Annotated in this window: 8 protein-coding genes; 5 read left to right on the plus strand and 3 right to left on the minus strand. The window is 65.0% G+C overall.

The features are described 5' to 3' along the window. Positions 1-176: 176 nt before the first annotated feature. Positions 177-434 carry a DUF1145 domain-containing protein gene (locus tag ACYCAX_RS19530; protein WP_015476055.1) on the plus strand — a complete coding sequence of 86 codons (258 nt, stop codon included), beginning with the start codon at positions 177-179 and terminating at the stop codon, positions 432-434. Positions 435-556: 122 nt separating this feature from the next. Continuing rightward, positions 557-733, plus strand: a complete 177-nt coding sequence (locus ACYCAX_RS19535; protein ID WP_275610508.1) for a hypothetical protein — start codon at positions 557-559, stop codon at positions 731-733. Positions 734-743: 10 nt separating this feature from the next. Here ACYCAX_RS19535 and ACYCAX_RS19540 read toward each other — a convergent pair whose 3' ends face one another. Further along, entirely contained in the window at positions 744-1,655 is a 912-nt protein-coding gene (locus ACYCAX_RS19540; RefSeq protein WP_460248647.1) for a LysR family transcriptional regulator, read from the minus strand. A gap of 97 nt (positions 1,656-1,752) precedes the next feature. On the opposite strand from ACYCAX_RS19540, the gene ACYCAX_RS19545 reads away from it, so the two are divergent. From ACYCAX_RS19545 to lapD, 3 genes are all read left to right on the plus strand, one after another. After that, a complete protein-coding gene (locus ACYCAX_RS19545) occupies positions 1,753-3,726 on the plus strand; it encodes an alkyl/aryl-sulfatase (protein ID WP_460248648.1) in 1,974 nt (657 codons plus the stop codon). A 190-nt stretch (positions 3,727-3,916) separates the two neighbouring features. Beyond that, on the plus strand, positions 3,917-4,567 hold the full coding sequence (lapG, locus tag ACYCAX_RS19550; protein WP_294978560.1) for a cysteine protease LapG: 651 nt from the start codon (positions 3,917-3,919) through the stop codon (positions 4,565-4,567). 15 nt (positions 4,568-4,582) lie between these two features. After that, positions 4,583-6,526, plus strand: coding sequence for a cyclic di-GMP receptor LapD (gene lapD, locus ACYCAX_RS19555; RefSeq protein ID WP_460248649.1), 1,944 nt, complete (start codon positions 4,583-4,585; stop codon positions 6,524-6,526). A 178-nt stretch (positions 6,527-6,704) separates the two neighbouring features. Here lapD and ACYCAX_RS19560 read toward each other — a convergent pair whose 3' ends face one another. Then, positions 6,705-7,037 carry a hypothetical protein gene (locus ACYCAX_RS19560; RefSeq protein WP_015476060.1) on the minus strand — a complete coding sequence of 111 codons (333 nt, stop codon included), beginning with the start codon at positions 7,035-7,037 and terminating at the stop codon, positions 6,705-6,707. Positions 7,038-7,150: 113 nt separating this feature from the next. Continuing rightward, on the minus strand, positions 7,151-12,163 hold the full coding sequence (locus ACYCAX_RS19565) for an Ig-like domain-containing protein (protein WP_460248650.1): 5,013 nt from the start codon (positions 12,161-12,163) through the stop codon (positions 7,151-7,153).

Raw genomic sequence — 12,163 nt, forward strand, 5'->3', positions numbered from 1 at the left:
GGTTCGCGAGCAAGCTCGCTCCTACGAAGGGCGCACCCGTGCATACCTGTAGGAGCGAGCTTGCTCGCGAACAGGGCATGCTGCCTCGGCGAAATGCACCGCCAGTCGAAAGACAGGAGCATTCAGGACGAGCCGGACGGCAGACTGCTCCGACCTTAATCCAGGGAAAGATCGTCATGTCCGAATTGCTGAGTTTCGCCAAGGGCGCGCTGGCCATGTTCTGGCTCGCCGCCGTCCTCAATCTCGCCTACCCCTTCGGCGAGTTGCATCGCCCGTTGCTGTGGGTGTCCGGCGTGATGCTGCTGGCGCATGTCGGCGAGGTATTGCTGCTGGCGCGCGGTCGTTCGCTGGGCGAGCAGTTGCAGGTTTTGCTGTTCGGCGTGCTGCACCTGCAGAGCCGCCGTCAGCGCCGTCTGGAAACTGTAAACGGCTGATTTACCAAAGCTTTACCTTGCGCGACCGCACCGGCGCCTGGCCGCAATGTCTGATCCTGTGAGACCGGAAGAATCATCGCCCCGCATTCCCGTGGGGCTGCCGGCTCGTTTCAGGAGGCGCCATGCGTCGCATCTTCGCTGCTGTACTGCTCATCCTTCCGTTGACCGGTTGCGTGATTCACGAATACGACCACGATCGCGGCTGGCATGACCGCGACTGGAATGACCGCCCGCACCGTGATTACCGCCGGGACTACCACGACCGCGATCACGATCGCTACGAGGGCTGGAGTCGCTGAGCCGTGGCGGTCAGGGCGCGGCGCGAAACGCCGCGTCCTCCTCCAGCAACAACGCGACGAACTGGTTGGCCGCAGGAGACAGGCTGCGGCTGGCATGACGCACCAGGGCATAGGCGGAGCCACGCGCGGAAGCATCGTCGCGGTTGGGCCAGGGCAGCACGGCCAAGCGCCCGGCCTGTACGTCTTCGGCCACCACGTCCCAGGTGGCGAGGCAGAGTACGTCGCTGCCTTTCACCAGCTCCTTGAGCATCAGCACGTCATCGCATTGCACGCTCAGCGGTTGCTCGCGCCCGAGGTTCCGGGCCAGGCGCTCCTGAGCGTCGCGCGGCAGGCGCGGGCCGGCCAGCGGGTAGTCGAGCAGGCGTTCGACCGAGGGCCGCGTGTCGATCAGGGGATGTCCCGGCCGGCAGAACAGTACGCTGCGATGTACGCGCAGCGGCAGGATGTCGAGGCGGCTGTCGCCTTCCAGCTCGCGGTAGTCGGCGATGAAGAGCTCCAGCTCATCGTCCAGCAGACGCTGGTGCAGCTCGCTCCAGTTCTCGATGGAAAGCAGGATCGACACTCGCGGGTGCGCGCTGCTGTAGCGCGCGAGCACCTGCGGCATCAGCCGTGCGGCGGGGAAGGGGCCGGCGCCCAGGCGCAGTTCGCCGGTTTCCAGGTCCGCCAGTTGCAGCACGGCGTTCTTCAGGGCGCGGTCGCCGGCCAGCAGGCGGCGGGCATGCTCCAGCACCAGCCGGCCGTGGGCGGTGAGGGTGACGCCGCGTGGGTTGCGGTCCACCAGCTGGCAGTTCAACCGCCCCTCCAGCGCCTGGATGCTGCGGGACAGGGCGGGTTGGCTGAGGTTCACCGCATCGGCGGCACGGGCGAAATGGCCGTGTTCGGCGAGAGCGACGAAATGGCGTAGCTGGCGAAGGTCGTTCATGCGGTTTCTGCATTGATTATTTGGTTGGAATGCATTGGAATTATTAGCGAAACGACCGGCATAGTGCGAGCACAACAACAAATACCGGAGTTCATCGATGTCCCGCCTTTCCGCCGCCATCCTGCTGGCCAGCCTCTGTCCGGGCCTGCTCGCCGCCGCCGAGCTACCCAAGCCGCCCACCGAGTTCACCCTCGCCGCCCAGCAGAAGGTGCGCGAGACGCTGCCGTTTTCCGACCGCGCCGATTTCGATCGCGTGGAGAAGGGGCTGCTCAAGCGCCCGGACAACCTGGTGATCAAGAACGAGGACGGCAGCGTCGCCTGGCAACTGGGCAGCTATGACTTCCTCAATAGCGGCAAGGATATCGGCAGCGTCAACCCGAGCCTGCAGCGCCAGGCCGTGCTGAACCTGAAGTACGGCCTGTACAAGGTCACCGACGGCATCTACCAGGTGCGCGGCTTCGACCTGGCCAACATCACCTTCGTCGAGGGCAAGAGCGGCTGGATCGTCATCGACACCCTGACCACTCCGGCCACCGCCAAGGCGGCCTATGCGCTGGTTAGCCAGGAGTTGGGACAGAAGCCGATCCGCGCGGTCATCTATACTCACGCCCACGTCGACCATTTCGGCGGGGTGAAGGGGCTGGTGACCCCGGAGCAGGTCGACAAGGGCGAGGTGCAGATCATCGCGCCCAAAGGCTTCATGGAGGCGGCCATCAAGGAGAACGTGCTGGCCGGCAACGCCATGATCCGCCGCGCCACCTACCAGTACGGCACCCTGCTGCCCAAGGGCGAGCAGGGCCAGGTCGACATGGCCATCGGCAAGGGCGTGGCGCGCGGGCCGTTGAGCATCCTCGCACCGACCAAAGTGATCGAGGGCGACCTGCAGGAGCTGGAGATCGACGGCGTGCCCGTCACCTTCCAGAACACGCCGGGCACCGAGTCGCCGGCGGAAATGAACGTCTGGCTGCCGCAGCAGAAGGCGCTGCTGATGGCCGAGAACGTCACCGGTACGCTGCATAACCTCTATACCCTGCGCGGTGCCGAAACCCGCGACGCATTGGGCTGGAGCAAGTACATCAACGAGGCGCTGCACCGTTATGGCGACAAGGCCGAGGTGATGCTCGCCTCGCACAACTGGCCGCGCTGGGGGCACGACGACATCGTCCACACCCTGGAAAAACAGCGTGACATGTACGGTTACCTGAACGACCAGACCCTGTATCTGGCCAACCAGGGCGTGACCATCAACCAGATCCACGAGCGCTTCCAGGTGCCGCCGGAGCTGGCCAACGAGTGGTACAACCGGGGCTACCACGGCAGCGTCAGCCACAACGTGCGGGCGGTGGTGAACAAGTACCTGGGCTACTACGACGGCAACCCGGCGACCCTCGACCCGCTGGCGCCGGAAGATTCGGCGAAGAAGTACGTGGAGTTCATGGGCGGCGCCGACCACCTGCTGCAACTGGCGAAACAGTCCTACGACAAGGGCGAGTACCGCTGGGTGGTCGAGGTGGTCAACAAGCTGGTCTTCGCCGACCCGTCCAACCAGGCCGCCCGTGCCCTGCAGGCCGACGCCCTGGAGCAGCTCGGTTACCAGGCGGAGAACGCCGGCTGGCGCAACAGCTACCTGGTGGCCGCGCAGGAACTGCGCAACGGCGTGCCGCGTGACCAGCCGTCGCTGCGGGTCACCAGTTCCGACGCCCTGGCGGCGATGGATACCGGCCTGCTGTTCGACTACCTCGGCGTGCGCCTGAACGCGCAGAAGGCCGAGGGTGAGGACCTGAGCATCAACCTGGTGCTGCCGGACGTGAAGGAGCAGTACCTGCTGGAGCTGAAGAACTCGCACCTGAACAACATCAAGGGCGTGCAGAGCGAGAACGCCGGGCAGACCGTAACCATCGACCGCGCCGACCTCAACCGCCTGCTGCTCAAGCAAGTCTCGCCGGTGAGTCTGGTGGCCGAGGGCAAGCTCAAGAGTTCCGGCAACCCGCTGCTGCTGGCGAAGCTGTTCGGCATGCTCGACGACTTCGAGTTCTGGTTCGACATCGTCACGCCGCCGCGGAAGAGCTGATCCCGCTCCATTCCCCGCCAACCGACAATGGCGCAATGCTTGATTGCATTGTGCCATTGTTTTTTTCGCGACCAGCTTGCACCATGCCGCTCCGGCGTGTGCCTAAGCGAGGCGGACGCCTCGCAGTCGAGAAGTCGCGATCGTGTCCAGCCGTTCCACCCGTGCGTTGCGCCGTAGCCGTCCCGGAGCCCTGCTCCTGGCGCTGGCGACGTCGCTCGCCGTGCTGGCCGGCGCGCAGCCGGGCGAGTGGGACTTCCACCTGATCGGCCAGCGCGCCGAATCGCTCTACGGTCCGCTGGGCGAGCAGCATTCGCGCATCGATGCCTGGCAGGGTCTGCTCGAGGACGCCAGGGGCTTGCCCGAGCGCGAACAATTGCAGGTGGTCAACCGCTTCTTCAATGCGCAGTTGCGCTTCACCGATGACATCGGCCTGTGGCGCGAGGTGGATTACTGGGCGACGCCGGTTGAAGCGCTGCTCAAGGGCGCCGGCGATTGCGAGGACTTCGCCATCGCCAAGTACATCAGCCTGCGGCACCTGGGCGTGCCGGCGCAGAAGCTGCGCATCACCTACGTCAAGGCGCTGCGCCTGAACCAGGCGCACATGGTGCTGACGTACTACCCCCGCCCCGATGCCGTGCCACTGGTGCTGGACAACCTGATCGGCAGCTTGCTGCCGGCCAGCCAGCGCACCGACCTGCAGCCGGTGTACGCCTTCAACGGCGAGGGCTTGTGGCTGGCCAACGCCAGCGGCGGCAAGCAGGTCGGCGATAGCAAGCGGTTGTCTCGCTGGCAGGACCTGCTGAAGAAAATGAAAGCCGAAGGCTTTCCCCTGAACGAATGAGAGCGTGGAGACACGATGTCCCTGTTCAAACAATTGCTCATTGCCATCTGCCTGTTCCTGGTGGTCGCCTTCAGCGGCAGCTTCATGGTCAGCCTGGAAAGCTCCCGTGGGCAGTACGTCAACCAACTGCGCTCCCATGCCCAGGATGCCGCCACGGCGCTGGGGTTGTCGCTGACGCCGAACATCGACGATCCGGCGATGGTCGAGCTGATGGTCAGCTCGATCTTCGACAGTGGCTATTTCGAGAGCATTCGGGTGGTCGACCTGGCCAGCGGCCAGGCGATCGTCGAGCGCACCGGCGTGCCGGATACGGTGGCGGCCAGGGTGCCGCAGTGGTTCGTTGCGCTGATCGACCTGCATTCGGCCGGCGGTGACGCCATCGTCAGTCGTGGCTGGACCCAGGCGGCGCGGGTCGAGGTCGTCAGCCACCCGATGTTCGCCATCGCCAAGCTCTGGCAGAGCGCGTTGGGCAGCCTGCTCTGGCTGGCCCTGTGCGGTGTCGCCAGCGCGGTGCTCGGCGCCGTCCTCCTGCGCCGCCAGCTCAAACCGCTGGACTACATGGTGGCGCAGTCCCATGCCATCGCCCGCCGCGAGTTCCTCAGCGTGCCGGAGTTGCCGCGTACGCCGGAACTGCGCCGTGTGGTGCAGGCGATGAACCAGATGGTGGAGAAGCTCAAGGCGCTGTTCCAGGAACAGGCCGAGCGCAGCGAACGGCTGCGCGATGAGGCTTACCAGGACAGCCTGACCGGCCTGGGCAACCGACGCTTCTTCGACCTGCAACTGCAGGCACGGCTGAGCGCCGAGGACCAGGTCGGCAGCGGCCTGCTGCTGATCCTGCGGGTGCGCGACCTGGTCGGCCTGAACCAGCGCCTGGGTGGTCCGCGCGTCGACCAGTTGCTCAAGGCCGTGGCCGATCAACTGCGCCTGGCCGGACAGGGGCTGGGCGCCGGCCTGACCCTGGCGCGCAGCCGCGGCGGCGAGTTCGTGATGCTGGCGCCGGGGCTGATGCCCGAGGAGGCGCCGGACCTGGCGATGCGCCTGGAGTCCATGCTTGCGGCGTTGGCCAGCACCGGTGCCAGCGATGTCAGTCCGGTGGCGAGCCTGGGGCTGGTGCCCTTCGTGTCCGGCGAGTCGGCGCAGACGCTGCTGCTGCGCGCCGATGAGGCGCTGGCGTTGGCCGAGCGCGAGGGCGAGCGTTGCTGGGCGTTCCTCCAGGATGGCGCCAGCCCGGTCGCCGAGGAACGCCATGCCTGGCACCGGCTGCTGGACGAGGCGCTGGCGCACAAGCGCTTCCAGTTGTATTTCCAGCCAGTGGTGGCTTGCGCCGATCGGCAGCGGGTGCTGCACCACAAGGTCCTCTCGCGCCTGCCGGACGGGCAGGGCGGCCACATCGCCGCCGGGCGTTTCCTGCCCTGGCTGGACCGCTTCGGCTGGACCGCGCGGCTTGACCTGCTGATGCTGGAAAGCGTGCTTGCCGACCTCGCCCGCCACGACCGGTCGCTGGCGCTGAACCTGTCGGCGGCGCTGCTGCGCGACGAACGCTCCAGCGCGCGGGTGTTCGACCTGCTGCGGCAGCATCCGCAGTTCGCCGGGCGCCTGACCCTAGAGCTGGAGGAAGACCAGTTGCCGGCTCAGGCGGTGCTCGAAGCCCTGGCCCACCGCCTGCATGGGCTGGGCTACAGCCTGAGCCTGCAGCATTTCGGCGGCCGCTTCAGCATGATCGGCAACCTGGCCCGCCTGGGCCTGGCCTATCTGAAGGTGGATGGCAGCCACATCCGCGCCATCGACCAGGAGAACGACAAGCGTCTGTTCATCGAGGCCATGCAGCGCGCGGCGCACAGCATCGACCTGCCGCTGATCGCCGAGCGGGTGGAGACCGACGGGGAGTTCCGCGTATTGCGCGAGATGGGGATTCAGGGGGCGCAGGGGCAACTGTTCGGTGGGCCGGCGCCGTGGTGATGGTGGGCTTAGCTCGTTGCTCTTCGTAGGATCGAGGGGGACGCCTAGTTCTTGCTCGCGAACAGAATTACCCGGCCACATTGGCGTTAAGCGGTTCGCGAGCAAGCTCGCTCCTACAAAGACGCGCTTCGCCGGCAGGCTTTGCAGGGCGCCTTTCCCTGCAAATGAAAACGGGGCCTCAGATCAGTCCCGTTTCCTCATCGTCATTGATCAACCGGGTCAGTCCGCCCAGGGCCTCGCGGGCCTGGGTGCGGTTGAGCAGCTTGGAGCGCGCGGCCGGCGGCAGGTCGGTGATGCGGATGACGCCCTTGGTGATCAGCACCGAGATCAGGTCGTCCAGCACCCGGATCATGTCCAGGTCGCTCTGCTTCAGATGCAGCAGGCTGCTCTCGGCGGCTTGCCAGGCCTGGATGTCCGGGTGGTCGGCTGGCAGCGTTCCGGTCATTCCATCGAATTCGGCGTCTTCGACGCGCGCCAGTTTTCCCTCGGCGTTGCGCTGGATGTACAGCATCGGGCCGTCCCCATTGTCGGAAGTGAAAGTACGCCAGCGGCGCCGCCCCGAAGGATGGCGCGCTGGCGCGATGGCAGAGCCTGACGTGTTCGTTGCCTGGCGGCAACGAGGGATCAGTGATGCTCAGTCTTGACCAGAGGATCGGAGCCCGCCACCAGTTTGCCGACGATCTCCGACGAGGTGGCGCCGTAGGTGGTCAGGTCCACGCCGCTCAGCTTGATGGTGACGTCCGCGCCGGTGTCGATCTGGCCGGTGGTGCTCACCTGCAGGGTCGAGGTCGTGGTGTCCACCTTCAGGTAGCTGAGGATGTCGTTGTGCGCGGTATCCGGCAGCAGGTCGCTGATGTCGATGCGGTCACCTTGTTCGGCCTTGAAGTCGGTGATGGTGTCGTTGCCCAGGTCGCCGGCCTTCCAGACGAAGGTGTCGGCACCCGCACCGCCGGTGAGGATGTCGTTGCCCTTGCCGCCGATGAGCTGGTCGTTGCCGGCACCGCCGAACAGGATGTCGTTGCCGGCATCCCCGATGAGGATGTCATTGCCACCCTGACCATAGAGGATGTCGTTGCCCTCGCCACCGTTCAGGGTGTCGTTGCCGCCGCGGGTATCGCCTTCGACGTTGAACAGTGCATGGTTGGCCTTGATGTAGCTGTACATCTCTTCGCTGGTCGCCGCATGGCCGTTCTTCAGTTCGAGGAACGCCGTCAGCGCGCCGACGCCGGAGCCCGCCGGCAGGTCGGCCGGCTTGACCGGGTTGCCGTTGACGCCCCAGGGCAGGTGGTCGGTGTTGATGCTGTCGCCGAAGAGGATGTCGTCCCCGGCTCCGCCCTGGATGCTGTCGCTGCCCGAGGGCGCCAGTTCGGAACTGGTGGAACCGCCGTGCAGCGCGCCATGCAGTTCGCTGGCGCTGTTCACGATGTCCACCTGGCCGACCGGACCGCTCACCGGGTTCGGCGTATAGATGGTCTGCTTGATGTCATCGATGTAGACCGTGGCTCGGTCCGAACTGCTGTTGTCGGTGAGGATGAACTCGAAGCGGTAGGTGCCTTCACCGACGGCCTTGGTGGTGATGGTCGTGCTGCCGGTGGACGAATCCAGGATCCCGGAGTCGGACACGGTGCTCCAGCCTCCGTTCACCAGTTTCTCCAGCCGCCACTCGAAGGTGTCGCGAGGGTTCAGCGTTTCGCTGAAGTCGAAGCTGAAGCGGGAGGTGGTGCCGCTGGTGACCTCCGCTCTCGGGCTGGCTGCGCTGGTGGAACCGTTGCTGTTGCTGTCGACCATCTTCAACCGGTTGTTGAAGAACCCATAGTCGATGCTGGTGCCGTTGCCGCCGCCTTTGCTGTTCAGCTCCCAGCCGCTCAGGCTGCCGCTGCTGAAGTTATGCAGCAGGTTGCTCGTGCTGGTGTCGATGCTCACCGTGCCGGTGCCGGTCACGTTGCTGTTGTCGAAGAACTTCAGGATGTTCTCGTTGATGCCATTGCCGATACCGATGGCACGGACGTCGCTGACGCCGCTCAGGCTGCTGAAGGACTGCACCGACTCGCGTACCACGTCCGCCGTGGTGGCGGTGCCGTTGCCGTGGGTGTTCGACTGGGTCGGGTCACCGTCGGTGAGGAACAGGGTCAGGTTCTCGTAGCCGTTGTTCTTCTGCGCCGAGGCGTTGAACCAGTTCACCGCCTGCTCGAAGGCCGCCTGGTAGTGGGTGCCGCCGTCGGCCTGGAGGCCGGTGTTTTGGGTCCTGCCGATGGCGTCGATCAGGTCGCTGACGTTGAGGTTGGTGAGGTCGGCGATGCTGACCTTGATGCTGGCGCCGGTGGAGAAGCCGATCAGGCTGATGTTGATCACGCCGTCATGGTCCTTCAGCTCGTTGGCCAGGTTGATCAGCGCCTCCTTGACCAGCTTCATCCGCGAGTCGACATAGTCCGCGTTGTCCTGGCCGGCGAGGCTGAACTTCATGCTGCCGGAGGTATCGACGATCAGGGCGATGTTGTAGTTGGTGCCCGGCTGGGTGGTGGTCAGCAGGCCGCCGACGTCACCGAGGATCACGTCGTCGCCCGATCCGCCGACCAGGGTGTTGTCGCCGTTGGGGGTGGTTTCCGGGATCTGCATCTGGCCGACGCGGATGTCGAAGCCGTGGGTTGCCGAAGTGTCGATACCACCGTTGGCGGTGCCGCCGCTGTCCTGCACGGCGAAGCTGAAGTGCGCGTTGGCGCCCGAGGCATCCGGCACGAAGGTCAGTTTGCCGGCGGAAACATCGTTTGCGCTGATGGCCTGGCCGGCCTGCACGGCGGTTCCGTCGAGCAGCAGGGTGCCCGAGTCCGGCAGCGCCTTGATGATCACGTTTTGCAGGCTGTGGTTCTGGCCATTGGCGGAATCGGCGGTGTCGTTGAAGGCGAAGTCCTTCAGGCCGAAGGTGTAGTTCTTACCGGCGTAGAGGCTGGCGGTGGCGTCCACCGACAGCGGCGCATCGTTGATCGGCGCGATGTCGAGGGTCACCACGGAGTCGACGGTGCCGCCCTTGCCGTCGCTGACGGTGACGGTGAAGCTGTCCGGGCCGCTGTAGTTGGCCGCCGGGGTATAGGTATACGCCCCGGTCTTGCCATCGAGCATCAGGACGCCGTGGGTCGTGCCGGTCTTGACGGTGTAGCTGAGGCTGTCGTGGTCGACGTCGTTGGCGACGATCTGCCCGTTCAGCACATCGTCCTCATTGATGGCGATGTTCTGCTGGGTGGCGGTCGGCACATCGTTGAGCGGATGGACCTGGATCTCCAGCGGCAGGCTGGTGGTCGCCTTGTCGCCGTTGCTCGACTCGGTGGCGGTGGCGTTCACCTGCAGAGTGATGGTGCCGTTGGCGTTGGCCGGCGGAGTGAAGGTCAGCTTGGACAGGTCCCAGCCGGTGACGTCCACGCTGCCGTTGCTGGCATCGGCGGTGAAGCTGTGGATGCCGTCGCTCAGGATGGCTCCGTCGGGGATGCCACTGATGCTGATCGACAGGTTTTCCGAACCGTCGGTATCGGTCAGCACCGCGCTGATCTTCGACAGCGGGATGCTGGTGTCTTCGTTGCCCTCGTTGGGGCCGAAGACGGTGTAGTGCCCCTGGCCGTTGTCGCCGACCAGATCGCCCAGGCGCTCGCCCGCAACGGTGAGTTCGCCGGTGTTGTGGTAGACCAGCGCACTGTCGGTGCCGAGGGTCTGCGGCGTGCCGCCGTTATCGGAGATCGTCAGGTTGTAGCTGCCCGGGCCGCTCTGGTTGTGCTGGTAGAGCGCGATCGTGTAGTAGCCGCTTTCAGTGGGTGTGAAGGTGCCGCTGAACTTGCCGCTGGTGCCGCCTGTGCCGGCCCAGGTCGCCTCGGCGACGTTGGTGCCGCCGACGACCAGGCGGATACTGTCGTCGCCCACGCCGGCGAAGGTGTAGGTGTGGCCGGCTTCGAGGAAGATCAGGCCGCTGACCTTGTTGGCGGTGCCGGCGTTGACGTTGGGGTTGTTCACGCTGCTGGTCGAGCTTGTGCTGCCGGCCGTGCCGGCGCCATCGATCACCGCTTGCAGGGTGGACGGCGGGATGCCGCTGCCATTGCTGCCGAGCCCCGACAGGTTGGTCCAGGTTTCCACGGTCAGGCCGGTCGCCGGCGGGCGGCCGCTGCTGCCATCCAGGTCGAGGGTCGGCTTGTCCGCCACGGCGATGACGTTGACGTTCACCGTCGAGGTGGCGAAGCCGCCCTGGCCATCGCTGATCTTGTAGGTGATGGTATCGGTGCCGCTGAAGTTGGCTTTCGGCGTATAGGTCAGGGTGCCGTCGGCGTTGATCACGACCTGGCCGTTGCTCGCCGCGACCTCGGTGACGGTCAGCGGGTCGTTGTCGGCATCGCTGTCGTTGCCCAGCACATCGATCCTGATCGAATCGTCTTCGTTGACCGTCGCGCTGTCCGGACGCGCGATTGGTGCATCGTCCACTGGGGTGACGGTGATATTCAGCGTGGAGCTGCTGCCAGTGTTGGTGGTGTAGGTGACTTCAGGCACCGAACCGTTCCAATCCTTCACCGGGATGAAGGTGTAGTTGCCATCGCTGCCCAAGGTGAAGCTGCCGACACCGTTGAGGGTCGCGGTATCGCCGGCGGCGAAGGTGCCGGTCATGCCTGCGATGCTGAAGCTGGCAACAGAAAGGACATTGTCCACATCGCTATCGTTACTGAGCACATTACCGCTGGCAGTGCTGTCCTCGTCGACAGTGTTGCTGTCGGGGGCTAGTACCGAGGCATCGTCCACCGGGGTCACGGTGATATTCAGTGTGGAGCTGCTACCGGTATTGGTGGTGTAGGTGACTTCGGGCACCGAACCATTCCAGTCCTTCACCGGGGTGAAGGTGTAGTTGCCATCGCTGCCCAGGGTGAAGCTGCCAACACCGTTGAGGGTGGCGGTATCGCCGGCGGCGAAGGTGCCGGTCATGCCGTTGATGCTGAAGCTGACAACACTGAGCGTGTTATCCACATCGCTGTCATTGCTCAGCACGTTGCCAGTGGCAGTGCTGTCCTCGTCGACGGTGTTGCTGTCCGGGGTCAGTACCGACGCGTCATCCACTGGAGTGACGGTGATATTCAGTGTCGAGCTGCTACCGGTATTGGTGGTGTAGGTGACCTCGGGTACCGAGCCGTTCCAATCCTTCGCCGGAGTGAAGGTGTAGGTACCGTCGCTGTTGATCACCAGTGAGCCGATACCGGCGAGGGCCGCGCTGCTGCCGGCGGCAAAGCTGCCCTGTACGCCCGCGATGCTGAAGCTGGAGACGGTGAGGGCGTTATCCACATCGCTATCGTTACTGAGCACATTACCGGTGGCGGTGTTGTCCTCGTCGACGGTGTTGCTGTCCGGAGCCAGTACCGAGGCATCGTCCACTGGAGTGACGGTGATATTCAGCGTCGAGCTGCTGCCGGTATTGGTGGTGTAGGTGACCTCGGGTACCGAGCCGTTCCAATCCTTCACCGGGATGAAGGTGTAGTTGCCATCGCTACCCAGGGTGAAGCTGCCGACGCCGTTGAGGGTGGCGGTATCGCCGGCGTTAAAGTCACCGGTTACGCCTGCAATGCTGAAGCTGACAACACTGAGCGTGTTATCCACATCGCTGTCATTGCTCAGCAC

It is taken from the genome of Pseudomonas sp. MT3 (assembly GCF_054720805.1).

What these genes read in the sequence shown, in the direction of transcription:
- ACYCAX_RS19560 (WP_015476060.1), bottom strand. Translation starts at nt 7,037, where the DNA reads ATGCTGTACATCCAGCGCAACGCCGAGGGAAAACTGGCGCGCGTCGAA.
- ACYCAX_RS19535 (WP_275610508.1), top strand. Translation starts at nt 557, where the DNA reads ATGCGTCGCATCTTCGCTGCTGTACTGCTCATCCTTCCGTTGACCGGT.
- ACYCAX_RS19530 (WP_015476055.1), top strand. Translation starts at nt 177, where the DNA reads ATGTCCGAATTGCTGAGTTTCGCCAAGGGCGCGCTGGCCATGTTCTGG.
- lapD (WP_460248649.1), top strand. Translation starts at nt 4,583, where the DNA reads ATGTCCCTGTTCAAACAATTGCTCATTGCCATCTGCCTGTTCCTGGTG.
- ACYCAX_RS19545 (WP_460248648.1), top strand. Translation starts at nt 1,753, where the DNA reads ATGTCCCGCCTTTCCGCCGCCATCCTGCTGGCCAGCCTCTGTCCGGGC.
- ACYCAX_RS19540 (WP_460248647.1), bottom strand. Translation starts at nt 1,655, where the DNA reads ATGAACGACCTTCGCCAGCTACGCCATTTCGTCGCTCTCGCCGAACAC.